21 protein-coding genes are annotated in these 24,898 nt (G+C 70.2%); 7 read left to right on the top strand and 14 right to left on the bottom strand.

Annotation, left to right across the window (positions count from 1 at the left end):
- Nucleotides 1–79 precede the first annotated feature (79 nt).
- The 7 genes from PZB75_RS18210 to PZB75_RS18180 all read right to left on the bottom strand — a co-directional run bounded on the left by PZB75_RS18210 (nucleotide 80) and on the right by PZB75_RS18180 (nucleotide 11,380).
- Nucleotides 80–2,404: an amino acid adenylation domain-containing protein gene (locus PZB75_RS18210; RefSeq protein ID WP_275536366.1), complete on the bottom strand. Its 2,325-nt coding sequence runs from the start codon at nucleotides 2,402–2,404 to the stop codon at nucleotides 80–82.
- A 249-nt stretch (nucleotides 2,405–2,653) separates the two neighbouring features.
- Complete coding sequence (locus PZB75_RS18205) at nucleotides 2,654–3,088, bottom strand: nuclear transport factor 2 family protein (protein WP_275536365.1); 435 nt, start codon at nucleotides 3,086–3,088, stop codon at nucleotides 2,654–2,656.
- Between the two features lie 37 nt (nucleotides 3,089–3,125).
- Nucleotides 3,126–4,394 (bottom strand): polyketide synthase, encoded by a 1,269-nt coding sequence (locus PZB75_RS18200; RefSeq protein WP_275536364.1) that lies wholly within the window; start codon nucleotides 4,392–4,394, stop codon nucleotides 3,126–3,128.
- Nucleotides 4,395–4,423: 29 nt separating this feature from the next.
- On the bottom strand, nucleotides 4,424–5,431 hold the full coding sequence (locus PZB75_RS18195; protein ID WP_275536363.1) for a zinc-binding dehydrogenase: 1,008 nt from the start codon (nucleotides 5,429–5,431) through the stop codon (nucleotides 4,424–4,426).
- Between the two features lie 54 nt (nucleotides 5,432–5,485).
- On the bottom strand, nucleotides 5,486–10,135 hold the full coding sequence (locus tag PZB75_RS18190; RefSeq protein WP_275536362.1) for a non-ribosomal peptide synthetase: 4,650 nt from the start codon (nucleotides 10,133–10,135) through the stop codon (nucleotides 5,486–5,488).
- Nucleotides 10,132–10,449, bottom strand: coding sequence for an acyl carrier protein (locus PZB75_RS18185; RefSeq protein ID WP_275536361.1), 318 nt, complete (start codon nucleotides 10,447–10,449; stop codon nucleotides 10,132–10,134). The genes PZB75_RS18190 and PZB75_RS18185 overlap by 4 nt, the downstream gene beginning before the upstream one ends.
- Nucleotides 10,450–10,492: 43 nt before the next feature.
- A complete protein-coding gene (locus PZB75_RS18180; RefSeq protein WP_275536360.1) occupies nucleotides 10,493–11,380 on the bottom strand; it encodes a 2-dehydropantoate 2-reductase in 888 nt (295 codons plus the stop codon).
- 439 nt (nucleotides 11,381–11,819) lie between these two features.
- Between PZB75_RS18180 and PZB75_RS18175 the strand changes: the two genes are divergently transcribed.
- The 6 genes from PZB75_RS18175 (at nucleotide 11,820) to PZB75_RS18150 (ending at nucleotide 16,718) form a co-directional block, all read left to right on the top strand.
- Nucleotides 11,820–12,161 carry a phosphopantetheine-binding protein gene (locus PZB75_RS18175; RefSeq protein ID WP_275536359.1) on the top strand — a complete coding sequence of 114 codons (342 nt, stop codon included), beginning with the start codon at nucleotides 11,820–11,822 and terminating at the stop codon, nucleotides 12,159–12,161.
- A 124-nt stretch (nucleotides 12,162–12,285) separates the two neighbouring features.
- Nucleotides 12,286–13,269 carry a class I SAM-dependent methyltransferase gene (locus PZB75_RS18170; protein WP_275536358.1) on the top strand — a complete coding sequence of 328 codons (984 nt, stop codon included), beginning with the start codon at nucleotides 12,286–12,288 and terminating at the stop codon, nucleotides 13,267–13,269.
- Between the two features lie 2 nt (nucleotides 13,270–13,271).
- Complete coding sequence (locus PZB75_RS18165; RefSeq protein WP_275536357.1) at nucleotides 13,272–13,652, top strand: cupin domain-containing protein; 381 nt, start codon at nucleotides 13,272–13,274, stop codon at nucleotides 13,650–13,652.
- Nucleotides 13,649–14,716 (top strand): histidinol-phosphate transaminase, encoded by a 1,068-nt coding sequence (locus tag PZB75_RS18160; RefSeq protein WP_275536356.1) that lies wholly within the window; start codon nucleotides 13,649–13,651, stop codon nucleotides 14,714–14,716. The genes PZB75_RS18165 and PZB75_RS18160 overlap by 4 nt, the downstream gene beginning before the upstream one ends.
- Before the next feature lie 52 nt (nucleotides 14,717–14,768).
- Nucleotides 14,769–15,788 (top strand): methyltransferase, encoded by a 1,020-nt coding sequence (locus tag PZB75_RS18155; RefSeq protein ID WP_275536355.1) that lies wholly within the window; start codon nucleotides 14,769–14,771, stop codon nucleotides 15,786–15,788.
- A gap of 81 nt (nucleotides 15,789–15,869) precedes the next feature.
- Nucleotides 15,870–16,718, top strand: a complete 849-nt coding sequence (locus tag PZB75_RS18150; RefSeq protein WP_275536354.1) for a hypothetical protein — start codon at nucleotides 15,870–15,872, stop codon at nucleotides 16,716–16,718.
- Between the two features lie 140 nt (nucleotides 16,719–16,858).
- Here the strand turns inward: PZB75_RS18150 and PZB75_RS18145 are convergent, their stop codons facing one another.
- The 6 genes from PZB75_RS18145 to PZB75_RS18120 form a co-directional block, all read right to left on the bottom strand.
- Nucleotides 16,859–17,602, bottom strand: a complete 744-nt coding sequence (locus PZB75_RS18145) for an alpha/beta fold hydrolase (RefSeq protein ID WP_275536353.1) — start codon at nucleotides 17,600–17,602, stop codon at nucleotides 16,859–16,861.
- Nucleotides 17,599–19,002 carry a class I adenylate-forming enzyme family protein gene (locus PZB75_RS18140; RefSeq protein WP_275536352.1) on the bottom strand — a complete coding sequence of 468 codons (1,404 nt, stop codon included), beginning with the start codon at nucleotides 19,000–19,002 and terminating at the stop codon, nucleotides 17,599–17,601. The genes PZB75_RS18145 and PZB75_RS18140 overlap by 4 nt, the downstream gene beginning before the upstream one ends.
- Nucleotides 18,999–19,547 carry a hypothetical protein gene (locus tag PZB75_RS18135; RefSeq protein ID WP_275536351.1) on the bottom strand — a complete coding sequence of 183 codons (549 nt, stop codon included), beginning with the start codon at nucleotides 19,545–19,547 and terminating at the stop codon, nucleotides 18,999–19,001. Before PZB75_RS18135 ends, PZB75_RS18140 begins: the two co-directional genes overlap by 4 nt.
- Nucleotides 19,544–20,737, bottom strand: a complete 1,194-nt coding sequence (locus PZB75_RS18130) for a beta-ketoacyl-[acyl-carrier-protein] synthase family protein (protein WP_275536350.1) — start codon at nucleotides 20,735–20,737, stop codon at nucleotides 19,544–19,546. The genes PZB75_RS18135 and PZB75_RS18130 overlap by 4 nt, the downstream gene beginning before the upstream one ends.
- Before the next feature lie 239 nt (nucleotides 20,738–20,976).
- Entirely contained in the window at nucleotides 20,977–21,495 is a 519-nt protein-coding gene (locus PZB75_RS18125; protein ID WP_275536349.1) for a hypothetical protein, read from the bottom strand.
- A gap of 28 nt (nucleotides 21,496–21,523) precedes the next feature.
- Nucleotides 21,524–23,371 carry a GNAT family N-acetyltransferase gene (locus PZB75_RS18120; RefSeq protein WP_275536348.1) on the bottom strand — a complete coding sequence of 616 codons (1,848 nt, stop codon included), beginning with the start codon at nucleotides 23,369–23,371 and terminating at the stop codon, nucleotides 21,524–21,526.
- Nucleotides 23,372–23,961: 590 nt separating this feature from the next.
- Between PZB75_RS18120 and PZB75_RS18115 the strand changes: the two genes are divergently transcribed.
- The gene (locus PZB75_RS18115) at nucleotides 23,962–24,345 is read left to right on the top strand and encodes an S-adenosylmethionine decarboxylase (RefSeq protein ID WP_275536347.1); all 384 of its coding nucleotides are present in this window, start codon (nucleotides 23,962–23,964) and stop codon (nucleotides 24,343–24,345) included.
- 72 nt (nucleotides 24,346–24,417) lie between these two features.
- Here PZB75_RS18115 and PZB75_RS18110 read toward each other — a convergent pair whose 3' ends face one another.
- Complete coding sequence (locus PZB75_RS18110) at nucleotides 24,418–24,645, bottom strand: DUF5133 domain-containing protein (protein ID WP_275536346.1); 228 nt, start codon at nucleotides 24,643–24,645, stop codon at nucleotides 24,418–24,420.
- Between the last annotated feature and the right edge of the window lie 253 nt (nucleotides 24,646–24,898).

The raw sequence follows: 24,898 nt of genomic DNA, 5'->3' as shown, positions 1-24,898 counted from the left end.
CTCGGTCCGGCCGCGGATTTCCCGCGGCCGGTCCGCTTCCGGAGAGCCGTTCCCCCCGGGACGGCTCTCCGGACGGCTCTCAGGTGTCCCGCTCGCAGCGGGGAGCCGCCGCGGCCAGGGCCTTGCGGTCGACCTTTCCGGTGGGGCCCACGGGCAGGGCGGGCATGAGCAGCACATGCTCCGGGACCATGTAGCTGGGGAGCAGCCCGGCGAGCACGCGGCGCACCGACAGACTCGTCAGTCCCCGCTCGTTGTCCCCGGTCGCGGCGGCGGCCACCAGCTCCGGTCCGGTGGCTCCCGCCACCGTGGTGACGGCGCAGTCGACGACGCCGGGGACCTGGCGCAGCGCCGCCATGATCTCGCCCAACTCGATGCGGTAGCCCCGGATCTTGACCTGGTCGTCCTGCCGTCCGAGGAATTCGAGGTGTCCGCCCTCCGTCCATCTGGCGCGGTCGCCGGTGGCGTACATGCGTTCACCGGGACCGCCGTCGACCGTGTCCGGCAGGAACTTGGCCGCCGACAGCTCGGGGTCTCCAGCGTAGCCGTCGGCCACCGCCACCCCCGCGATGTACAGGTCGCCCTCCACGCCGATCGGGCACACCTGCCGGGCCTCGTCCAGGACGTAGTAGCGGGCGTTGTCGATCGGCCGGCCGTAGGGGACGCTCGCCCAGGCCGGGTCGATCTCCTCGACCTCGAAGTAGTTCGACCAGATCGTCGCCTCGGTCGCTCCGCCCAGGGCGACGAACCGGGCCCGGGGGAAGTGGTGGCGGACCCGGTCCGGAAGGGTCAGCGGCACCCAGTCGCCGCTGAGGAAGACGAGCCGCAGGCTCGGCGGAGCGGCCCCGGCGGCCGGCTCCTCGGCGACCGACATCACCAGGCTCAGCGCCGCCGGGGCCGAGTCCCAGAAGGTGATCGGCTCCTTGAGCATGATCTCCATGAGCAGTTCCGGGTCGGTGAGTTCGTCCGGGGTGACGACGCGCAGGCAGGCCCCCGCGGCGAGGGTGCCCAGGAGGTCGTACACGGAGAGGTCGAAGGTCAGCGCGGTGACCCAGAGCAGGCAGTCGTCGGCCCCCACCGAGTAGCGGTTGTTGACCCACTGGATGATGTTCACCGCGCTGCGGTGACGCACCGTGACACCCTTCGGGACCCCGGTGGAGCCGGAGGTGAAGATGACGTACGCGATGTCGTCGGCGACCGGCCCGCCGGGCAGCGGCAGTCGGCGCGCGCCCTCGACGTCCCGCCAGGTGCTGACCACCGGGCTCGGACGCGTGGGTTCGCCCGTGCCCCGGCGCAGCACGACGTCGTACCGGTCCCGCAGCGCGGCGTTCCACCGCTCGCCCGAGCGGCGGTGGATCTCCACCTCGACCGGGAGACCGAGTGCGTCGCCGAGTCCTTCGAACCAGGAGGAGGACAGGGTCAGATGTCCGGCGTCCGGCCCGTCGGTGGGTTCCACGACGTCCGCCAGTACGACGGCCCCGCCGGGCACGAGCGCGACGAGCGCGTCCTTGAGGACGCTCCGCAGGTACTCGTAGCCGGGGAAGAACTGGACCACGCTGGCCATCAGGACGACATCGGCGCCGGCGGGTGCCACGACCGCGCCCAGTTGGCCGGCGGTGGCGTGCACCAGCCGGGTGTCCTCGCCGAGTTCGCGTTCCGCGCGCCGCAGCGCGACCTCCGAGATGTCCAGGCCGGTGTAGGAGGCGACCCGGCCCTTCAGCGCGCTCGCGACGAGCCCGGCACCGCAGCCGACCTCGACGACACGCGGGGACGGCCGGTCCGCCAGGACGAGGTCGCGGACGTGCTCCACGTACGCCCGGATCTCGGCGTCGGTGACCTGGTCCGCCGGGTTGTGGTTGAAGCCGGAGGCGCGGGCGAGGTCCGGGTCCTCGGCGATCGCGTCCCAGAGCAGGCCGATGGCCTCCTCGTCGAGCGGTTCCGCGGTCCCGGTGTTCGGGTCCGCGCACACCAGACGCGTCGTGACACCGGCGATGCCCGCGGCTTCCTCCGCCTGCCGGGCCCAGCGTTCCCCGGTGACGATCCACTCGATGCCCAACTGCTCGATGGGCTTGGCCACTCGGGACGCCGGCCACCGGACGTCCAGCGGCACGTAGGCCGCGCCGGCGCGCAGCGCGCCCAGTACGGCGACCACCGAGGTGTAGGAGTTCTCGACGAGGACGCCCACGTACTGCCCCCGTCCCACTCCACGGCTCCGGAGGTATCCGGCGAGCAGACCGGCGTCGGTCCACAACTCCCGGTAGGACATGGACTTTCCGCCCGCCAGCCGGACGGCGGGGTTGTCGGGTGCCCGGTGCACCTGGCGCTCGACCAGGTCGACCATGGAAACGCTGTCCTCGAAGGGACGGCTGGTGTCGTTCCATTCGGCCGGGGGCGGTCCGGGGGACACACCAGGGGTGTCCGGGGACGACCGCGGTCCTGCGGGGTGGGGTGAAGGACCGGATGCCGTTGCCATCTGCCAACCTCCGTGACTCTCTGTCGCCGCGATGGCTCGCGAAACGTTGATTCGTCTACCGGACCCACGAGGTGCCGACGGCCCACCCGTCCCGAGCGGACGGGCCGTCGGCACCGCTGGACCGGCCTTCCGGCCCGGTCCCGTGCATGACGCGCCGAGCCGGACGAGCCGGCCCGGCCGGTGTCAGATGACGCGGCCCTTCTCGGGGTGGTCGCGGTAGATGACCCGGTCACGGATGCGCAGTTCGCCGTCCTGGCGGATCATGATGTCCTCGACGCTGGAGGAGGAGTAGAAGGTGACCTGGTAGTCGGCGTTGGACTGGGTCACCAGCGAGTAGTACGTGACCCGCAGCGCGTCGACCTCGTACTCCTCAAGCAGGAAGTGGTCGAACCAGTGGCGGGTGACCAGCCCGTTGTACCCCGGGAGCATGGAGTTCATCTTGATGCGCATGTTGTCGTGACCCACCGTCTTCTCACCGCGGTGGGGGTGGGCGACCGAGCCGTTCTCGGTGAACGTGCGGATGAACTGCTCGATGTCCAGGTCGTCCAGCACGCGCATCTGACGGGCGTAGAAGTTCTTGACCTCGATGTACAGGTCGGCGTCGATCTTCGCTGACATGAAGAAGCTCCCTGAGTGGGTTCGGATTGTTTCTCTGTTACGGACGAGGAAGTGCGGCCCCGGCGCCCGGTGGCGCCGGAGGCTCCTCGATGACGAGGAACGCGTTCGTTCCCCCGACGGCGGCCGACATCAGGCCCGCCGTGCGCGGCCGGCCGTTCGATGTCCATGGACGGCCCTCGGGCACGATGCCGAACCGGTCGCCATGGCGGGTGATCTCCTCGATGGGATCACTCGTGTTCGGAGTGGCCGGCAGGAATCCCTCACGGATCGCGAGGGACGTCTTGATCAGGGCCGCCATGCCCGCGGCGGTGTCGCAGTGGCCGACGGACGCCTTGACGGAACCGAGGGCCACCGGCGGCCCCTCGGTGCCCAGTGCCTCGATCAGGGCCGTCGCCTCGATCTGGTCGTTCATCGGGATACCGACGCCGTGCGTCTCGACGTAGTCGATGTCCGCGCCGTCCAGACCGGCCAGCGCCAGTGCCTTCCGCACGACCCTGACCTTGCCCTCGACGCCGGGGACGACGAACCCCGGCTTCCCGTGGCCGTCGTTGTTGACCGCGCTGCCGCGGATCACGGCGTGGATCGGGTCGCCGTCCCGGACGGCGTCCTCCAGCCGGCGCAGGAGCACGGCGCCGGAGCCGTCGCCGGGCACCACCCCGTTGTTGCGCCGGTCGAACGGGCGCATGATGCCCTCGGTCGAGTAGATGCTGCGGGGTGTACGGAGGTAGGTGCCGTCGTTCTCCTCCATGATCGCGACCGCCCCGGCGATGGCGTAGTCGCAGGCGTGCAGCCGCAGGCTCTGGCACGCCAGGTGCACGTTCACCGTCGCGGTCGCGCACGCCGAGTCGACCATGACGCTCTCGCCCCAGAGGTCCCGCAGATAGGAGAAGTAGGGGCCCGAGAAGGTCGGGTCGACGCCCACGACATCGCCGAAGGCGGCCCGGGGTATGTGCTTGGTCCGCGCGCACCCGGCGTACACCGCGGTGCGGTCCCCTATCGCGGAGATCCTGGTGCCGGAGTCCTCGACGGCCTGCCACATGGACTCCTGGAGGATTCCGTGCTGCGGGTCCAAGCCCGCCACGCCGATGAGCCCGGCGTCGTACGTGTCCCGGTGCGGGGCGATTCCCCAGGAGGAGACCCGTGAGGTGTCGTCGCCCAGATCCTCGACCACGGGAACCTCGTCCCGCTGGAAGCAGTCCCGGCCGGCGACCAGGTTCGCCCAGAACGCCGGGACGTCCGGCGCCTTGGCGAACCTGCCGCCCATTCCGATGACGGCGACCGAATGGGTCGGCACATCCGTGTACATGTTGCAGCCCTCTCTCCCGGTCGCGGTCCTCAGTCGAAGGTGATGCCGACCTTGACCACACCTTCACCCCGGGTGTGAGCGAGCTCGACCGCGGCGGCGATCTGCTTGATGTCGAAGGTGTGGGTGATCTGGTCCTTCACCGCGAGCGTCCCGTCCGTGATCAGCTGGAGCGCGCTGCGGAACGACGTGAGTCCCGGCTCCAGCTGCGCACCGCCCACGGCCGTGATCAGCTGGGCCTGCTTGCCGAACAACTGCACGTAGGGGATGGAGAGTTCGTACGCCTCGGGCATGCCGTAGAAGCCCAGCTTCCCGTGCGTCCCGACCATCGACAGCGCGTGCGCGCGCGCCGAGTCCGTGCCGGCGGCCTCGACGACCAGGTCGGCGCCGTTGCCACCGGTCAGCTCCTTCACGACCTCGTCGGGCCGCTGCGCCGGGACGAGAGCCGTCGCGGAGCAACCGAGCGCGCGCGCCAACTCCAGCCTGCCGGGCTCCAGATCGACGGCGACGACCTGGTCGAAGCCGAGGTGCCTGAGCATCTGGACGAACAGCAGACCGGCCGACCCCACGCCGACCACCGCGGCGGTCCTGCCCTCGGCGGGCCCGGACCAGAACCTCTTGAGAGCGTGGATCACGGTGCCGAGCTGCTGCGCCATGAGGTACTGCGTCGGCGATCCGGTGGGCACGTGCAGCAGGAAGCGGTCGGCGATCGTCTGGTAGCGGGCGAACGACGCCATGTACGCGTGGTTCGGCACCGTCAGCACCGTCTCGCCCGGGGTGAACAGGGGCGACCGGCTCTCGACGACCTCGCCGAGGCCCTCATGACCCGGGTAGCCGGGCGGGCAGGGGTACGGGTGGTCCTGCATGTCCTTGAAGAAGGGCGACTCGGCCCGGACCCGGTGCACATCGCTGCCGCAGATGGCTCCCACGGTGTTGCGGACGAGCACTTCCCCCTCGGCCAGATCGCGGAACGTGACCTCTTCCACCTCCAGCCGCCCGGGTTCGACAAGGATGGCGGCTTCCCCGCGTACATCCGGCATTCGGATTCTCCTCATTCCTCAAGGTGGGTGGTTCGCTCGACGCCATGACGTCCGTCAGGCCCGGTCGAGCAGTTCGGCCATGCGCCCGAAGGTGCGCGCCTCGGCCAGCTCGGCGGCGGACGGGGTGGTACCGGCGAAGAGACCGATGCGCTGACGGAGCCGGAGCAGCTTCAGCCGTTCGTCGTCCGCGTCGAAGAGGTCACTGTTCTCGTCGGGTTCGGTCCCCAGGACCGCCCGCCAGGCCGCCGCCAGCCGCCGGCGCGTCGGCACGTCCGACTGCCGGACGCTGTCCTGGGCCCAGGAGAGCGGATGGCCGGGCAGCCTGATACGCCTGCCCCGGCCGGCCGGGGTCAGATCGGCCTCGACCCCCTGGCACCACATCCCGGCGACGGCCATCAGCAGGGCCTGGTCGTCGTCGACGTCCGGCGCGAGGGTGGGAACGACCGAGGTGCCCGGGGCGGTGTCCGTGGTGGAGACCGGTCCGGGGGCCGTGCCGATGTCGGCCACGACCACCGCGGTGGTGTCCTCGGACGCCAGCTTCAGCAGCTCCGCGGGCTCCCCCGGGGCCGTCAGATGACGCGTCGACGGTCCGGGGCCGTCCGGCAGCACGACGCCGAGGCCGGTGATCCAGGGCAGTTCGGGCCTGCGCAACGGCAGTTCGGGAGCCCCGGCCGGGTCCGTCGCGAGGTGGCGTACCCCGTCGTCGAAGGCCAGCGCACCACAGACGGTCGCGGCCGCCGACCGCCCGGAACCCGTGCCGTAGACCGCCGCCGGTGTCACGCCCCACAGCGCGAACTGTTCGGCGATGCCCACCTGTAGCGCGTAGACGAAGCTCGCGACGGTCCTGGCGGGCAGTCCCGCCCACGGCGCTCCCGTCCCGGAGGCGGAATCGGGGAGGGTGGTGCCGAGCAGCGCGGCCGCGCGGTCGATCCGGTCGCGTACGGCCGGGAACAACCGGTGGGCCAGGGCGCCCGTGGCCGAGGCGGCGGACGGCCCGGAGCAGTCCGCGAAGGCGAACACGACGGCCGGCCGCGGTCCTGCGGACACCTGCCCGGCGAAGGCCGGTGCCCCGGTGCCCGGCTGCTCCGGGTCGAGTGCCCGCGCGGCTTCGACGAGGTTGCCCGCGACCACGGCGAACCGGTGGTCGAAGGGCACGCGGCCCACGTCGAGAGTGCGGGCCACGTCGTCGAGCCGCGGGGTGGTGGACGCGTCCAGGTGACGGGCGAGTCGGTGGCGCGCCGCGCCCAGCGCCTCGGCCGTGGTGGCGGAGACCGCGAGGATCTGGTGCCTGCGGTCGTCGGCCGGCCGGGGTTCCGGGGCGGCGGCGACCGGCGCGGGACGCGGGGTGCTCGTGGCGGGGACCGCCTCCGCCGCCGGGGCCGCGCTCACGGGCCCGGGTGGCGGGGGTGCGGGGGCCGGGGCGGGCGCCGCGGGCGGGGTGTCCGCCGGCGCGCCCGGCGCCGCCGCGACGAGGGCGGACTGGGCCTCGACGGTGACGTTCCGCATCAGGTCGATGATCGAGGGGGCGACGCCCGTGGCGACCCGCAGCTCCTCCTGGAGCCGGACGAGGAGCAGCGAGTGACCGCCCGCGTCGAAGAAGTTCTGGTCGAACCCGAAGGAGTCGTGTTCCAGGACGGCCTGCCAGGCACCGCGTACCGACTCGACCGTGGTGGCCCGCGCGGGACGTGCCATCGGGGCCGGGGCCACGGGCTCGGGTGCGGTCGCCGGGGTCATGGGGGCCGTCGGCGTCCCGGACACCTCGGACGCCGCCCCGGACACCCTGGACACCTCCGACGCCCCAGGCGCCCCGGACACCTCGGGCACCTCAGGCGCACCAGGCGCACCAGGCACCTCAGGCACCGACGCGTCGGTCACGGCCGGGAGTTCGCGGCGGTCGATCTTGCCCGTCGGCGTCAGCGGCAGCTCGGACATGAGGACGATGTGGCGCGGCACCGCGAAGGTGGGCAGCCGCTCCGTGGCGAACCGCCTCAGCTCGGCGGGGGTCGTCGGCCCGGTGGTGACCGCGTAGGCGACGATCTCCTTCTCGTCCCGCTGGTTGCGCCGGGTCGTCACGAAGACCGACTCGATGGCGTGGTGCGCGTCGAGCACCGCCTCGACCTCGCCCAGTTCGACCCGCTGGCTGCGGATCTTGACCTGGTTGTCGTTGCGGCCGATGAACTCCAGCAGCCCGTCGGGGGTCCAGCGCACCCGGTCCCCGGTGCGGTACAGCGTGGCGGGGCTGTCGGCGGGGGCGAGCGGGTCGGGCACGAAGCGCGCGGCGGTCTGTTCGGGCGCGCCGAGGTACCCGTCGGCGATCCCGACGCCGCCGAGCAGCAGTTCGCCGGCCACACCACGCGGTACGAGGTGGTCGGTTCCCTCCATGACGACGCGTACGAACGTGCCGGGCACCGGCTTGCCGATCGACAGGGTCCGGGCGTTCTCCGCGACCTCGGTGACGGGGTGCCAGGTCGAGGTGAACGAGTTCTCCGTCGGCCCGTAGCTGTGCAGCAGGACGCCCGGACGGCACCAGCGCAACGCGCGGCGCATGTGCGGTACGGAGATCAGCTCGCCGCCGAAGTACACCCGCCGCAAGGACTGGAGGAGATCCGGCGCGTCCTCGATGACGCGGTTCAGCAGCGGGGTGGTGACGAGCAGGGTCGTGATGCCCCTGGCGCGCACGATGTCACGCAGGTCACGTGGGCTGAGCACCACGTGCTTGTCCAGGACGACCAGTTCGCCGCCGTGGGCGAGCGCTCCCCAGATCTCGTACGAGGCCCCGTCGAAGTTGAGCGGGCACAGCTGGGCGACGACGTCCGACGCGTCGAGCGGGATGAAGTCGGGCCGCCCCATGAGCCGTGCCAGACCGCGGTGCGGCAGCACGACACCCTTGGGCCTGCCGGTGGTGCCGGAGGTGTAGAGCACGCAGAAGGTCGAGGAGCCGTCGCGGTCGACCCTCGGCGGTTCGGCCGGCTCGTCGGCCGCGCTCGCGAGCAGGTCCGGCACGGATATCGCCGTACCGGTGCGCAGTTCGACGTCGCGTCCGCTGTCCGGGTCGGTGATGAGCATCACCGGCCGCGCGTCGTCCGCGATGAGCTGGAGCTGGGCCTCGGGGTAGGCGGGGTCGAGCGGGAGGTAGGCCGCGCCCGCCAGGACGGTGGCGAGCCAGAGGACGGGGGTGTCGGCGCCGGGTGACGTGAGGATCGCGACGGTGTCGCCGGTCCGTACGCCCTGTCCGCGCAGCCAGTTGGCCACCGCGCCCGCCCTGCCCACCAGTTCGCCGTAGGTGACGGTACGGTCGCCGTGCCGGACGGCGACCGCGTCGGGGCGGGCGGCCGCGTGTTCCAGCACGAGATCGGGCACGAGCGCGGAGGGCTCCTCGGGCGAGGCGGAGTGCTCCGTACGCTCCAGGAGTCGCGGGTCGCAGACGGCGAGCAGTTCACCGCAGGTCAGCATCGGCTCGGCGGCCGCCCGGGCGACCAGCTCCCGCAGTTCCTCGGCGAACAGTTCGGCGGTGGCGGCGCGGTAGCGCGCGGAGTCGTAGTAGACCCTCAGCTGCGTCCAGTCGGCGCCCTCGACCACATTGATCGCGAATTCGTACTTGGTGGTCTCGTCCGGGTGTTCCAGGCGGTTCACCGCCGTGTCACCGACCGTCCACCGGTCCTCGTACGTCGGGGTGTGCATGAAGACGGTCCGTTCGACGGCCGTCCCCTCGGCGTGGGTGCGGCGGATCTCCTGGAGGCGGTGGGCGGAGATGTCCGCGTGCATGAGGGAGTCGAGGACCTGGTCGCGCAGCCCGTCCATGACGTCGGCGAAGGGCCGGTCGGGGTCGAGCGCGTCCCGCAGCGGAAGGGTCCGGCTGCGCAGGTCGATCAGCTCTTCGGTGTCGTCGTCACGGCCGGCGAAGACCATGCCGAAGGTGCCTTCGTCACGGCCGCTCCACGCGTGCAGCAGGATCGACCAGGCGCTCAGCAGGACGACGGCCGGTGAGCTGCGCTCGCGCCGGGCCAGGGCCCGGACGGCGTCCGTCGCCTCGGCGGACAGGGTGAGTTCGACGGAGGCCGACGGGCCGGGCAGACCGTCGTCGGGGACCAGGTCGGGCACCGGGACCAGCGGCGAGGGGGCGTCGCGCAGGACCGAGATCCAGTGCTCCTCGCCCTCCGCCCGCTGCTCGGCCGTGACGACCGGCACAGCCGGTGCCCCACGGTCGGGTATACCGGGGCCGCCCAGGGTACGGGCCCGGTAGGCCGCGACGAGATCGTCGGCGAATATGCGGCTGGACCAGCCGTCGGAGACGATGTGGTGCATGGTGACGGCGAGCAGCGCTCCGCCGTCACCGACGAACAGCGCCCCCCGGACCAGCGGTGGCACGGTGAGGTCGAACGGCGCGCGCCCGGCGACCGAGGCCAGGCGCAGCGCCCGTTCACGGTCGTAGGCGCCGCTCACGCGCTCCGTGACGAAGGCGGGCGGCGGATCGGCGACGACCAGCCGGTTCAGCTCGCCGTCCTGGACGAGGAATTGGGAGCGTAACGCCGGGTGGGCCCGTAACACGTCGTCCACCGCTCCCCGCAGGGCGCGTTCGTCGACACCGGGGACGAACTCCAGGACGACGCTGACGTTGTAGCGGTCGGACTCCGGTTCGCGCTGACACGCGAGCCACACCTCAAGGTGGCCGGGCAGCGCGGGCGTCGTCGATTCGACGGTCAACGCAGCTGTCCTTCCTGCCGCTGCGCCGAGGACGCCACCATGTCGCCGCCGTCACCGCGCAGGGAGCGGACGAGTCCGGCCACGGTCCGCACCGAGCGGAAGTGGACCGGGGTGAAGTCGGCGTCACCGATCTTCACGCCGTAGCGCTGCTCGCACTGCGCGCGCAGCTCGACGAACCCGAGCGAGTCGAGGCCGAGCACATCCTGGAGGCCGTCCTCAGCACCGATCTCCTCGGCGGGCACGTCCACCAGGAGATCTTCGACAAGGATCTCCTTCAGCTCGTCCTCGAGAAGCTGATTGGCACTAACTGTCATGATCATCTCCGTTGCGATGAGTGGATCTGTCGCGGGTGATGGCTCACCCGCAGGCATCGCGGGCGTGCTGAGTCAGCCTGCTGATCGACGGTGTGGCGATGTTGGACGCGGCGCCGATGCGCAGCACCGGTTCGGTGAGTGCGGTCAGTTCGGTGGGGCGGCCCCCGGCGACGTCCCGGTGCAGCGACGAGTCGGTACGGCCGGGGAAGGAGTCGAGGGTCCGCCGGCTCGCCGCCGCGTCGACGGCGACGCCCTGGGCGGCCGCGACGGCGCAGAGCTCAGGCACGACGGCGTGCATGAGCGCGAGCAGTTCGGGGTCGCGGCGCACGACGCCGAGCGGGCCGTCGGCCGCCGTGGTGGCCAGGGCCAGCGGCAGCAGGATGATCAGCTTGCGCCATAGCACATCCGGTGGTGAATCACCGAATTGACAGCCGATTCCGGCTCGTTCCAGCTCGTCGCGCAGTGGCGGCAGCCGGGGATCGTCCGCCGATTTCTCCGAAGCCAGTTCGACGGATGCGAACAGGGAGTTCCATGTGACCTCGCCGGGCGCGGAGCGCACGGCTTCGATTCGGATGGTCCCAGGAAGCAGACAGGGCCCGAAACGCGCACGCAGAGTGTCCAGATGACCAATGCCATTGAGCAGTGGAACAACTGACGTGGCATCGGCACCGGGGACGATGCGCTCAAGGGCGGATGTCAGCGCGGGCGCTTTTACCGTCACCCACAGTACATCGACAGATTCGCACAGTTGTCGCACCGCCTCGACCGGCACCTTGTAGTCGTCGCGCAGTCCGCCGCGCACCGTGATCTCGCCGGAATACCGGTCGTACGAGGAATCTGTCATGACCAGGACGACCGGTTGGCCAGATTTCGCCAGGGAGGCCCCCAGCGCGAGACCGACGCCACCGGCCCCCAGAATCGCATGCCTCAACGCATCCCCCGTCGGGATTCCAGTATTGGTCAACCGCTGAGTGAAAGAAAATCGGTGAAAGAAGGTCGACGGCCGTTGAATGTGAAATCTTCACGCACCGGCCGGTGAGCTTTCGGGGAGTCCACACGGAGGTGAATCCAGCACGCCATTTCAACGAAAGGTGGGGAAATGCAATGCACTGTCGACCCCGGCCAGACTGTACCTCACAGCAACCGAGAGTGGTCAACCCTTGACTCATCTGGACTCGGACGCCTACCGTACCAGTCGTTAATCCTCCTGCAACATGACCGCGTTGCAGTACATCGGAGATCAGCGTCGCCACAAGAGCCGGCCTGGCTGAACGGTGGCGTCTGAATGACGGGGGATCTTGAATGAACGCACGTGGAGTTTTGGCCTGCCCTACGGTGGTGGCCATGCGCCGGCGCGGCGAAGTGAACTCATGATTCTCGACGCGAGCGGCGAGCCGAAAGGGGCCCGCCGCGCGGCCACCGCGGAACAGACGGCGACAGCGGGGCGGTCCACCTCTGTCGTCGGCAGCGACGTCCGCGAGCACGTGCGCCGCGTCTGGGCCGATGTCCTGGGCCACAAGGACTTCGACGACGACACACAGTTCTTCGAAGCGGGCGGCCAGTCCATGAAGGCCACCCAGGTGCTGATGAAATTGCGCAAACAGACCGGCGTGCGCCTTCCCATCCGTCTGGTATTCGACAACCCCACGGTCCGGGAACTCACCGCGGCGGTGGAACGTGAGATCGCGAAAGCATCGACCGCTACCGAATAGCTCTGTCTTCAGTGGACGAGAGAGGGACTTTCCTTTGACCGCGAAGAGCACTCACAGATCTGTGGGCGAGCCTGGCACAGAGATACCCCTGCCCTCCGAGTGGCAGGGCCGGGCGAAAACGCCCATGAATGCGGATGCGGCTTTCAACGGCTTCATCAGCACCAATGTCGTCTTCGCTCTGGAGCGCCTCGATTTATTCGCCCGCCTGGACGAGGCCAAGAGCCTGAACATCACAGACTTCTGCGTTCAGAACGGCCTCGACGAGTCCGTGTTCCGTGCGCTGGTCTCCTCCGCCGAGTCATTCGGCTATCTGTCCGTACGGGCCGACCAGGTGGCATTGACGCAGGACGGACGCGATGTCCGCCGCATGATCGGCTTCTTCACCTGGGGCGTCGGCGGCTACCACGACGTCTTCGCCAACGCGGCCCCCATCGCCCGCGGCAAGCGCAGCTTCGGCGACGACGTACGCCGCGACGAGGCCATGGTGGCCCTCGGCTCGGCGCAGGCCGACATCGCCCTGATGCGCCACCTGCTCGACGAGCAGATCGCCCAGCTCGACTTCTCCGTACTCGCCGATCTGGGCAGCGGCATCTCCGAGCGTCTGTGCCGGCTGGTCCAGGCCCGCCCCGGTACCCGCGGAATCGGCCTGGACATCAGCCAGTCGGCCACCGAACTGGCCGCGGAGACCGTGAGCCGCTACAGCCTGCACGACCAGGTGAAGCCGGTCTGCGCCGACGTACTCGACGTCATCTCGGGCAAGCAGCGGATCGAGGGCGCCGAAGAGGTCGACGTCGTGATGAGCTTCATGTTCCTGCACGATCTGCTCGTCGACCCCGCCACGCGCTCCGAGATCATCCCCTCCCTCCGCGCGGCCTTCCCGAAGGCCCACACCTTCCTGCTCGGTGACACCACGGTCCGGCCGAACGACGGCTCCGGCACCCTGCCGATCTTCTCCAGCGGCTTCGAGCTGGCACACGCCCTGATGGGGGTGCCGATCTACACCCGCCAGACCTACGAGGACCTGTTCGAGAAGGGCGGCATGACCGTCCGCCGCACCGTCCCCTTCGGAGCCCCGCACACGTACCTGTTCGTCCTGGAGGCGCGGTAGCCATGGCCGAGACACGCAAGGCCGAGATCATCGACCAGCTGCCGATCCCGCTCGCGGTCGCGGGTCACCACCAGCCCGCGCCGTTCTACCTGACCTCGGACATGTTCGGGGGACTGCCGGTGCAGCTCGCCGGCGGCGAACTCAGCGTCCTGGTGGGGAAGCCGGTCGCCGCGCCGCACACCCACGAGGTGGACGAGATCTACATGCTGGTCTCACCCAACAAGGGCGGCGCCCGCATCGAGGTCCTGCTCGACGGCGAACGGCACGAGCTGAGCTCCCCCTCCGTCATGCGCATTCCGGCCGGCGCCGAACACTGCTTCCTGACCCTCGAAGCCGAGGTCGGCAGCTACTGCTTCGGCGTCCTGGTCGGGGACCGCGTGTGAGCGAGGCACCGGCCACACGGGGGAAGAACGCCTACAACGCCACCATTCCCGGCGCCGACACCCTCATCCGCCTGCACCTGAGCGAGAGCCCGTACGGCGCCAGCCCGTCGGCGGTCCAGGCCGCCGAACGGGAACTGCGGCGCATCAACCTGTATCCGGCGCCCGAGCGGGACGCCCTGGTGGCGGCGCTCTCCGCGCACTGGGCGATCTCCCCGGACCGGATCGCCGTCGCGAACGGCAGCGACGAACTCGTCCTCGCGACGGCCCTGACCCTGGGCGACCGCGGCCGGCCCGGACTCGTCCACGCCGGCACGTTCCCCGGATACCCGGCCTCGCTGAACCGGATCGGCCGCTCGCACACCGCGGTGCCGCTCGTCGGCACCGGGATGGACGTGGGCGGATTCGCCGACCGGTTGCCCGACCACGGCATCGGCTACGTGTGCAACCCGCACAATCCCAGCGGCTCGGTGCTGTCCGCCGACGATCTGACCACCCTGGTGAAGGCGTCGGAGGCCGGCGGGGTACCCCTGGTGTTCGACGAGGCGTACATGGACTTCGCCGATCCGGGAACCCCCCAGGCCCGCGACTGGCTCGACCGCGGGGCACCGATCGTGGTGCTGCGCACCTTCTCCAAGGCGTACGGGCTGGCCTCGCTGCGGATCGGGTACGCCCTCGGGGCGCCGGAGTTGATCGCCGAACTCAAGGAGACCCTGCGCACGCTGCCCTTCAGCGTGAACCGGATCGCCCAGGCCGCGGCGACCTCCGCACTCGGGGACTCCGAGTTCCTCGAACGGACGCGCCGGGCCAACGAGTCGCAACGGGCCTGGTTCACCGGAGAGCTGGACCGGCTCGGGCGCGGCCACCTCCCCTCCTCGACCAACTTCGTCGCCGTCCAGGTGCGGGACCCTTCCCTCGCCCAGGACCGGCTCGCCGCCGAGCACGGGATTCTCGTGCGCAGCGCCGCGCTGTTCGGGTTCCCCGGGTATCTCCGGGTCTCCCTCGGCACCCGCGACGAACTGACGTCACTGCTCGACGCGTTGGACAGCGTCGACCCACTCGGCTGAGCACTCCGAGTCCCCGAGCCGCCGCCCACCCGGACAACACAAGGAGCATGACGTGTTCCGTCAGGACCCCCTGAACACGATCCTCGCGCTGGCCTCCGAGTTCACCCCCACCGCCGTACGGGTGGCAGCCACGCTGCGCCTGCCGGACCTCGTCGAGGCCGGCCACAACACGCCCAAGGCCATGGCGGAGCGGACCGGCGCCGACGAGCAGGCGCTGGGCCGCGTGATGCGGTACCTCACGCTCCTCGGCCTGTTCACCGAGGACTCGGGCACCTACGCGGTGACCGAGGTCGGCCGGGTCATCGGCTCCGACCATCCCAGCACCCTTCAGCGCTGGCTGGACCTGGAGGACCCGGCCCGGGAGATCGAGGCCCGCTTCGAGCCGGCCATCGCCGAGCTGCTGACCGCCGTGCGCACCGGCAGGCCGGTCTACGAGAAGGTGTACGGCGCCGACTTCTGGGACGACCTGAGGGCGCGCCCCGAGCTGGACAAGTCGTTCAACGACGGCCTCACCCGCACCGTGAACCGCATGGTGCCCGAGTTCGTCAGGATCTACGACTGGGCGTCGGTCAAGCACGTCGTCGACGTCGGTGGCGGCAAGGGCGCCCTGTTGGCCCCGCTGCTGGCCGCACATCCGGAGATGCGCGGCACGCTGTTCGAGCTGGAGCACGTCGTCGAGCAGGCCAAGGAGACGCTGGCTCCGGTCGCCGACCGCTGTGACCTGGTCGGCGGCAGCTTCTTCGAGCCGATCACCACCGGCGGTGACGTCTATCTGATCGCCAACACGCTCCACAACTGGAGCGATGCCGACGCCGAGAAGATCATGGCCCGCCTCGTCGAGGCGGCCGGCCCCGGCGGCCGGGTGCTCATCGTCGAGCGGATGGTCGACAGCGGCAAGGACCCGGTGATGGCCAGTTACGCGGATCTGCTGATGCTCGTCCTGCTCGGCGCGCGTGAGCGCAGCGTCGAGGACTACCGCGGCCTCGGTGCCGAGGTCGGCATGGAGCTGACCGACACCCTCCGCTTCGAGACCCCGGGCATGTGGCTGCTCGAATTCACCGTCCGGTCTTGAGCGATCCGTACGGACGGCCCGACGTCACCGGGCCGTCGGCCGTCCGCCGCCAGGCAGCGGAAGAGAGCGACAGGGAGCACCGTGAAGCGTTCACTGAATCCGGACGAAGTCAACTCGCAGCTGGTGTACGAATTCGACAGGGGAAGCAACTACGAGAGCGTCCTCAATCTGACCCAGGCGCTGTCCGCCCTGGTACCCGAGAGTGAGACGGACCACCCCGACCAGCGGTTCTTCCAGGTCACGCACCTCATCAGCGAGTACGCGTGGGTGCAGATCCACTACGAGCTGCGTCGGGTGAAGGAGCACCTGGACAACGACCGCTGCCAGCAGGCCGTGCGGCTGCTTGAACGATCGCGTGAGCTGAGCGAGATCACCATCAACGCGGTGCGCATGCTCTCCGACCATCTGCCGCAGCACAGCCTGTTGATGATGCGCAACTCGCTGCCGGAGGACGCCACCGGTCTCGACTCCCCCGGGTACCGCAATCTCCGCCGCGTCGCCCGTCCGCTCTGGAAGTCCTTCGAGCAGGCGATGGATCGCGCCGGGTGCACGGCGGCCGAACTGATCAGTGTCCAGAACGACGCGGCCGACAGCGAGAAGAGCTCCCAGCAGGCACAATCCCTCGCCCTGGTGTGGAAGGCGATGCTGCGGTTCGACTCCAGCGTGCTCGGCTGGAAGAAGAGCCATCTGATCATGGTCTGGGCCCAGTTGGGCGGTCAGCCCGGTCTGCGGCACGACAACGAGCAGACGGACCTCCCGCGCAGCCTGGGCGGCCGCTCGGTGTCGACGATGGAGTCCCGGTCCGACTTCGCCCTGTTCCCGGAGTTGTGGCGGGCCGCGGAGCAGACGTACTGGGCGCTCGGGACCCGGCACGACGGCCCGGTGGACGGCGAGGCCGTCAGGGGCTCGGGCTGCCCCGTGACGGGATGACCCTTCGCTGAGCCCTTCCGCGGGTCCCTCCGCGGCACGACGGCGTGGGGGTGGTCACCGGGTCCTCCCGGTGACCACCCCCGCGTCGCCATGGGCCGGACGACGCCACGGCCGGTGGCCGTACCGGCCCGGCCGCGGCACTACATGGCGTTCACGCCCGTCGCGGCCAGCTCGACGAGGCGCGCGGTGACGTGCTCCAGGTGCTCGTGGAGGAAGAAGTGCCCGCCGGGGAACGCCTCGACGCGGCAGGGCCGCCGGGTGTGGCGCTGCCAGCCGGCCATGACGTCCCCCGGGGTGGCGGGGTCCTCGGTCCCGTACCAGGCCGTCAACTCGACCGGCAGCGGCTCCGCTTCGAGGTCGGGCCGGTAGCCGGCGATCAGCTCCAGATCGCCCCGGATCACCGGGACGAAGAGCTGCCTCATCGGGGAGCGCAGCAACTCCTCGGGGATCGTGCCGCCTTCCGCCAGTGTCTCCAGCAGCCTGTCGTCCGGCAGGTCCAGCAGGGGCGCGTGCAGCTCCGGTGTGAGCAGATGACAGGGTCTGGTCGCGGCCACCACCAGGAACTCCGGGGCGTCGCCCCGGTCCGTCAGCAGCCGGGCCAGTTCATGTGCGATGAGCCCGCCCATGCTGTGGCCCAGGATCGCGTACCGCCCGTTCGGCACGATGCCGTCGGCGAGACGGCGCGCGGCCTCCTGAAGACTCGCGTGCCGGGGCTCGCGCGTCCGGCGGCCCCTGCCCGCGATCTCCAGCGGTACCACCCGGACCGCCGCCGGCATCTCCCGGCGCCAGCGCAGGAAGGTCCGGGCCGAGCCCCCCGCGTGCGGTACGCAGTACAGCGTGAGGGGTTCGCCCCCGTGACCGGCCACCTGATCGGGCGGCGTCACTTGTGGAACTCGCCGGACCGCAGCGGGTGGATGCGTACCTCGACGGGACGTTCGCTGCGGGTCAGCAGTGTCCGCAGCGACCGCCGCACATCGGCCTCGGAGGGCACGTCGAAGTCGTTGACGTAGATGTCGAGTCCGACCTTGGCGTACTCGTCGTCGCCCGCGCCGTCGCTCACCACCCGCGCCGCGGCCCGTACCACGCAGGGCAGCGACTCGGCCGCCTTGCGCACCGTCGCCAGCGACACCTTCTCGCCCCTGACCATGGCGAAGTCCGAGAGCCGGCTGCTGACGTACACATAGCCGTCGTCGTCGACGTAGCCCATGTCACCGGTGGCGAGCAGCCCCGGCTCGATCAGCTCTCCGCGCTTCGACAGCGGGATGTCCCCCACCCGCTGTCGGTAGACGGTGTCCGAACGCACCAGCAGTTCACGCTCGCCGTATTCGCTCGACTCACGGGTCAGCACCTCGACGCCGTCCATGGGCAGCCCCACCGAGTGGTAGCGGTCGGGGTGTTCACGGTGGGCCGCGAGCGTGGAGACCCGGGGGCCGGCCTCGGTCAGGCCGTAGGTCAGATACAGGTTCAGTCCGGGGTTGCTCTTCACCAGCCGGGACACATAGCTGGGGTCGAGTGCCTGGCCGCCGATGCTCAGAATCCGCAGGGGATCGGGCAGTTCCTCGCCCACCCCCACGATCGACTTCGCCTGGATCGGGGTCAGGGCGGAGACGCCGACTCCGTAACGGCTGATGGTGTCGGCGTAGTCGGCGACGGAGAACGGCGGGCCCGCGAGAATCAGCGGTGATCCCGAGACCAGGCTGCCCAGCACCTGCGCCACCAGTCCGAAGGAGTAGAACACCGGCAGGCCGACCAGCACGGCGTCCTGCTCCCGCTGGCCGATCGAGGCGACGTGCCGCCGGGCGTTGCGCAGCAGTGAGTCCACGCTGTGCAGGCATCCGGTGGCCATGCCGGAGGTACCCGACGTCATCAGGATGACGTGCCCCGGGTCGTGCCGCCGGTGCGGCCAGTCGTCGAAGAGCGCGAGGTCCACGCCGTCGATCGGGGTGACCTGGCCCGTGCCGTAGTCCACCGGCCTGACACAGGTCCGGACGAGGGCGTACGCGCCCAGGTGCCGGGAGATGCCCAGCACTCTGGACGGCGGTGTCGACGGGGCGAGCAGCACCGGCGTGTGCCCGGCGAGGGAGACCGCGAAGAACATGCGCAGGAGCCGGGCACTGTTGGGCAGCGAGATCACGACGACCGATCCGGGCTCGGCCGGCAGCGCCGCGAAGCGCTCCACGAGAGCGTCCAGCGTGAGGTGGTCATCGCCTTGTGAGGGGTGCACCTCCTCGACACGGCGCAGCAAATCGCCGATCCCTGCGAGGTCGAACTGCTGCCCTGTCATACGAGTTGGCTCCCCCTCGTTGTGTTTCGCCGGCCCAGCACGAAGCAGCGTGCGCGATGACGGCCGTCCTCCGCGCACTCATGTGTCACGACGACCACGTGAGCGGCGCTCGCGGCGTCGCCGGTCAGCCAGTCGGTGATCATCGCCCTCGTCACCACGGCGGCGTCCGCGACCGGCATGGGCAGCATCAGGGTCGGTCCCTGGAATCCGAACACCGCGCAGACGACGCCGACGAGTGAACCGGGGCCGGCCGCCGCGAACCGCATGGGCGACATCCGGCCGGCCGGGACTCCGGCGGCGACGGCCCGAAGGGTGTGGCGGGTGGCGTGCTCGCTGATCCCGATGACGGCCACCTCGGACAGTTCCGCCGGCGCGTCGGCGCCGCAGGCGTCGAGGGCGGCGGCCACCGCGTCCGCCATCATCCAGGCCACGGGATCGGCGTAGGTGCTCGGGATGCGGCGGGGCGCCTTGCCGGGGTCGGCGAGGTCGACGACCGCGTCTCCCACGAGGACGGTTCCCTCGGGACACCAGGGGGAGTCGGTCATGTCGCCCTGCCTTCGTGAGTGCCGCGCTCCAGCACCAGGCAGGTGTTGAAGCCGCCGAATCCGAGGGTGAGGCTGAAGCCGGTCGCGCCCGTCAGCGGGAGCGCCCCCTCGGTGGGAAGCGGCAGCGGGAAACCGGGCATGATCTCCTCGCACTGCGGGAGCGGCGGGGCGACTCCGTGGTGCAGGGAGAGCAGCAGCGCGATCGCCTCGATCGCTCCGGTGGCGCCCAGGGTGTGGCCGAAGGCCGGCTTCGTGGCGAAGACCACCGGCTCGGCCCCGGTGCCGCCGAAGAGTTCCGCGAAGCACGTGGCCTCGGTGTCGTCGTTGACCTTGGTCGCGGTCCCGTGGGCGTTGATCACCGCGATGTCCTCGGCGCGGACACCGGCCTTGGCGAAGGCCCGCCGGACCGCGCGTACCGCTCCGGCGCCGGACGTGTCGGGGGCCGTCAGCCCGGAGGCGTCGTTGGAGGAGCCCCAGCCCCTGACCTCGCCCCACACGCGGGCGCCACGGTCGCGCGCCGCCGACCGGGCCTCCAGGACGAGGAATCCGGCTCCCTCGCCGAGCATCATGCCGTCGCGACGGGTGTCGAACGGGCGGATGGTGGTCGGTGACGCCGTGCCGAGCGTGGAGTGTCCGAGCTGTTTGGCCGCGCTCAGCAGGTCGATACCCCCGCACAGACAGCGGTCCACCACACCGCCGCGGATCAGTGCGGCCGCGACGAGTATCGCGTCGGCGCCCGAGGAGCACGCGGTGCTGAGCGAGACGGGCGACTGCCCGAGGCCCAGCTCTTTGCCGACCAGGACCGTCAGGTCGTTCGGAGAGGTGTCGGCGGCGTCGTCCAGATGTGGACCGAGGCTGCTGCCGAGGACGAACAGATCGATGCCGACGGGCTCGCAGCCCGCGTCACGTAACGCGGCCCCGGCTGTCGTGGCGGCCAGGGCGACCTGCCGACGAGCGGGCGGCGCGGCCAGCTCGCCGCCTTCGAAATCGCCGCCTCCGAGTCCGGCGGCCCTGCCGATCGTCGACGCCGCGTCGGCCGGTAACTCGCGGATGCCGCTGCACCCGCTCAACAACTTCTGCCAGACTTCGCCGAGTTCATTGCCGAGGGCGGTCGTCCACGCCATGCCGGTCACACACACGGCGCGATCGGCGCTCGCCCGGCCCGCGGTCACGGACACGTCAGCCGTCATCAAACACCGTCGCGACAACAACGCCGGCCGAAGGGGCGGAGACCGGGGCCGAAGCCCTCGGAACCGGCCGTCCTCGGAGCTGTCGTCCCGCGCGCGCCGGGGGCTACAGGCCGGACCTCATGTAAAACCCTTTGATCGAACCGCATCTGCGTTGCCGCCCCCTGTCGCTTCACGCCTCAGAAGAGAAGTGGTGAAGTGCAACTCGACTACTACGCCGACCACTCGGATACAAATTCACACTAACGTGCCTCTTCGGCTTGCGGCAAGCATGACGAAGACCCTCCGGAGCTGCCCGGGAGCCGTGGCCGGGCCACGCGCGCCGACCCTTGTGACAGAGCATCCGATTCCGGGTACGGGTGCCCCGGGGACCCGTCCGCGAGGCATCGTCGACCCGGCAACGCCCCACCGGCCTCGGCCCGTTCGTACGCGCTGCCGTCGACGAGGACCAGGGACTCCACCGCGGTCCCCGGCCTGTCGGCCATCCGCGGTCCGTCGGCCATCCGGGGCGGCGCCTCGCCCTTGTCCTGTCGGCCGACCTGGGGCGCCACGAACCGCGACGACGGCGCCGGATCGGCGAGCAGCAGCGGAAGCACCGACGGCGCGGTACGGCCGGCACCGCCGCTCAGTGCGCCGCGCTCGGCCAACACGCCGATCGCGGCCGACGCCCAGGCACGCGGCGCTTGCGGTGCCCCGGTCCGGGATTCGACGGTCACCTCGTCCCGGACGGTGCCGTCGAGGTCCCGGACCACGCACGTCAACCGATCGAGGGTGACCGCGCCGTCCTCGTCACCGGTCGGTGTCCACAGGTCGGGCCTGGTTCGGAAGTCTGAGCCTCATGGCCATGTGGGTCACGTCGAAGCCGAACTTCTCGTACAGCGCGCGCATCGGGAGGTTCCCCGAGTACACCCTGCCGGTCACCTCGCCCACCTGGTGCTCGTCGGCGAAGTCGAGTCCGGTGGCGATCAGCAGCTCGGCGACCTCGGTCCGCCGCTCGACCGGTGACACGGCGAGCGAGCGGACATTGGCGTACTGGTCGCTGGTCATCGTGTTCTTGTTGATGCTCATCCACAGCCAGCCGACCACGGCGCCGCTCGGGTCGCAGGCGACGTACATCCCTGCCCGGGACTTCTGCATCGCCCTGCCCAGCCGGGCGCGGTGCCGCTGGGGGTCGTCGATCGCGTCGTCACCGAACGAGACCTTGGCGATCTCCGTTTCGAAGGACGCGATCGCGTCGAGATCGTCGCTCCCGGCGGAACGCACCACGAACCCGTCGGCCCCTCGCGCGTCCTCCCGTACCGGGGGGAGCGACTGGACGGGCACGGCCGGAGCCGAGGGGGCACTCTCGGGGCTCGCGACGGGCGGTGCCGCCTCCGGAGCCGGCGACTCACCCGGTTGCGTCATGCTGACCAGTTGGCGTGGCTTGAACGGGCCCCCTCCGCACCGGGGACAGCCGTTCGCCCGCAGAGCGCCGACCGACGTCCACTCGGCTCCCGGGCCGACCGGAAAGCGCGCCTGGCAGGAGACGCATTCGTATTCCCGCTGCCGCGAGCGCTTGTCCCTCGTGTACAGCGGCCCTCCGTATTCCGCCTCCAAGGGCGACTCGGTGGCGCTGGTGGTGAGCAGGTGCTGGAAGAACCCACTGCCCCCGAGGATGCCGCTGCCTTCGTACTCGTTGAAATTATGGATGAATCCGTTGGTGACAAGCCCCAGGCTCAGGATTTCCCGCTGGACTTCCAGCATCTCGTTGGGGTTCTTGGCGCCGAACGAGAAGAAGACGCTGTGGGCGGCCCCCGGACGCAGTCCCTCCACAGCTCTCGACAGAAAGAGCCGCGCGCCTTCCGGCGTGTACGGCGGGTCGGTCATCGCCACATCGAACTGATCACGCAGATGATCGGGGATCGGGCGCCGCAGATCATGCTCGACCGTATCGATCCTGATCTCGTGACCGGCGGCGACCTCGTTGATGTGACCGAGGATCTCGGGGGAGATGTCGAGGACCGTGAGCCGCTCCACCAGCGGTGAGCCGAGCACGTCACCGACCACCGCGACGGCCAGTGACACCATGTCGTCGTCCCCGACCAGCAGCAGCGAGCCGCCCGGCAGCACCCCGGCCCGCAGCAGCGCGAGCACCCTGCGCACCTTGGTCTCCGGCGTGCACCGTGACTGGTCCAGAGCCATGTCGGCCCCGGGGCCGGTCTCCATGATCTCGGCGAGCCGCCGGACCGCCTCGTCCAGCACCGGGGGAATGACGATCTCACGCCCGCCGCAATCGAGGCAGGTCGCGTCGAGGGAGAGATCCATTCCGAGCTCCGCGACGAGTGCCAGTCCTTCGGGTGTCAGCCGGGACGGACGCTTTTCGGTGAGGAGGCCGCGATGGCGCATCTCACTGCTCACCGCCGCGGCGATCGGCACCGGGAGATTCGTGGCCCGGCTGATATCTTTGGTGGAAACCGGAGCCAGTCGACGAATGGCCCTCAGAACGGTGCGCACACCCGGAACGCCCTCTTGCAGATTGACCGCTTCGGCCACTTCCCGCAGAACGGCATCCGCCTTGATGCGTGCAATCGAACTCGAATCCTTCAAAATATCATCCTCAGTGTGGCCATCGTCCTCGACAGTGTAGACGATGACCATGCCCCGCAGACCCTTTAAGAACATCTCCGCCCGGGGACGACACGTATTCCGGCGAACGGCCACGCGGGGCCACATCGCGGAGCGCGCCCAGGACCGCCACACGCCCCCACCCGCCCTCCGCCCGCCCCTGAGTCGGCCCCCGCGTGACACCCGTCCGAGAGCCGTCGCCCTTCAGAACACGCACGGAACAGCGGAGACCCGAAACCGGGAGCCCCCGCACAATGGCGAAGCGAATTCACCCGATGAACGGAATCGCATTCCCCCGCATTCCGGTCGCCACGGTCCCAGTGAAAGCGAGGCACGTCAGTTCCCCTTGACGGAATCACCCTCACATGAGGCCGGCGTCCCGGCATCCGGGATTCCCGCAATCCACCGGTCGAATTCCTGAACGGACGCCTTGCACCGGGGCGGATTCCTCCCTCCCTGGTAGGCGGCCGACGCCGTGCGGCAGCACGCCAGGATGCTAAGCTTGGGAAGTTGAACACAAGGAGCGTGTACCACGGGTTACCGAGTGGCTGCGCACCGGAGCAGAACTCCCCCACGTGAAAGGAGACGGGGAAGGGGGCAGGCCCCGTTTCCCCTGATGTGCCATGACGACGAACCCCAGCGACCTTGCGACCGAGGACATAAACGTCGACGACCTTTGCTCGTACGCCGTTGATGTCTGGGTCAGCGACCACAGCATCCTGACCGACGAAAAGCGCCTCCTCGAACTGCTGCACACCGCGGCGGAAAAGGGAAACGCGAAGGTCCTCGGCGAGGCTTCCCACGTCTTCCCCAACGGCGCCGTGACCGCGATCCTGCTGCTGTCGGCCTCGCACCTGAGCATTCACACGTGGCCGGAGTTCAGCCTGGCCAACGTCGACCTGCTCGCGTACGGCCGCCTCAACGGCGAACGCATGATGCAGAGCGTGGAGCTCGGCCTGTCGCCCACCCGGATCAACGTCACTCGCATGCTGCGCGCGGTGCACTGACCCCTTCGGCCCGAGAAGTACCCGATGTGAACAGGCCAAGTTGCGGCCGGGCGTCAGCGGGCGCGCCGACGTTCAGGCGGTGAGGAGGGAGTCGTCCTCGGGGCGGGCGCCGGGCAGACCGTGGCGCGCGGCGACGAGTGCGGTGTCGATGTCGCGGGTGCCGGTGGAGACGCACAGCGTGTAGGCGATGTCGTCCATCCGTTGCCTGGCCTCCGGACCGCTGTTCTGTGCGTGCAGAATCCGCAGCGTGTCGTACTGCTCGACCAGGTTCCGCAGGACCGCGGGATGCGCCATCAGCATCAAATGTCTCCCTTGCACCAATACTCACATGGGTCACGCAACGATCCGGTTACCCCGGGCCCGCCGCCGTACTCCCCGCGTTCTGTTCATGGCGCGTGCCCGGAGCAGCCGGGTCGGAACGCGCGTCGTCGTCCGCGCCGACGGTGACCGCTTCGCCCGCACCTTCGGCCAACGGTGCGCGCAGGCCGAAGCGTCGGCGGGCGGGAGGGCTGCGACCGCGACGCCTCTCCGCACAGCTGGTCAACGGGGTCGA

Origin of the sequence: Streptomyces sp. AM 4-1-1 (assembly GCF_029167625.1) — a bacterium.
GTDB lineage: Bacteria > Actinomycetota > Actinomycetes > Streptomycetales > Streptomycetaceae > Streptomyces.
Note: the sequence above shows the minus strand (reverse complement) of the source record. Positions and strands in the feature narration are given on the sequence as shown.

Coding starts and splice junctions, on each gene's coding strand:
- PZB75_RS18115 (WP_275536347.1), top strand. CDS start 23,962: ATGACGACGAACCCCAGCGACCTTGCGACCGAGGACATAAACGTCGAC.
- PZB75_RS18205 (WP_275536365.1), bottom strand. CDS start 3,088: ATGTCAGCGAAGATCGACGCCGACCTGTACATCGAGGTCAAGAACTTC.
- PZB75_RS18185 (WP_275536361.1), bottom strand. CDS start 10,449: ATGACAGTTAGTGCCAATCAGCTTCTCGAGGACGAGCTGAAGGAGATC.
- PZB75_RS18140 (WP_275536352.1), bottom strand. CDS start 19,002: ATGACAGGGCAGCAGTTCGACCTCGCAGGGATCGGCGATTTGCTGCGC.
- PZB75_RS18130 (WP_275536350.1), bottom strand. CDS start 20,737: ATGACGGCTGACGTGTCCGTGACCGCGGGCCGGGCGAGCGCCGATCGC.
- PZB75_RS18120 (WP_275536348.1), bottom strand. CDS start 23,371: ATGGTCATCGTCTACACTGTCGAGGACGATGGCCACACTGAGGATGAT.
- PZB75_RS18165 (WP_275536357.1), top strand. CDS start 13,272: ATGGCCGAGACACGCAAGGCCGAGATCATCGACCAGCTGCCGATCCCG.
- PZB75_RS18170 (WP_275536358.1), top strand. CDS start 12,286: ATGAATGCGGATGCGGCTTTCAACGGCTTCATCAGCACCAATGTCGTC.
- PZB75_RS18195 (WP_275536363.1), bottom strand. CDS start 5,431: ATGCCGGATGTACGCGGGGAAGCCGCCATCCTTGTCGAACCCGGGCGG.
- PZB75_RS18175 (WP_275536359.1), top strand. CDS start 11,820: ATGATTCTCGACGCGAGCGGCGAGCCGAAAGGGGCCCGCCGCGCGGCC.
- PZB75_RS18135 (WP_275536351.1), bottom strand. CDS start 19,547: ATGACCGACTCCCCCTGGTGTCCCGAGGGAACCGTCCTCGTGGGAGAC.
- PZB75_RS18110 (WP_275536346.1), bottom strand. CDS start 24,645: ATGCTGATGGCGCATCCCGCGGTCCTGCGGAACCTGGTCGAGCAGTAC.
- PZB75_RS18200 (WP_275536364.1), bottom strand. CDS start 4,394: ATGTACACGGATGTGCCGACCCATTCGGTCGCCGTCATCGGAATGGGC.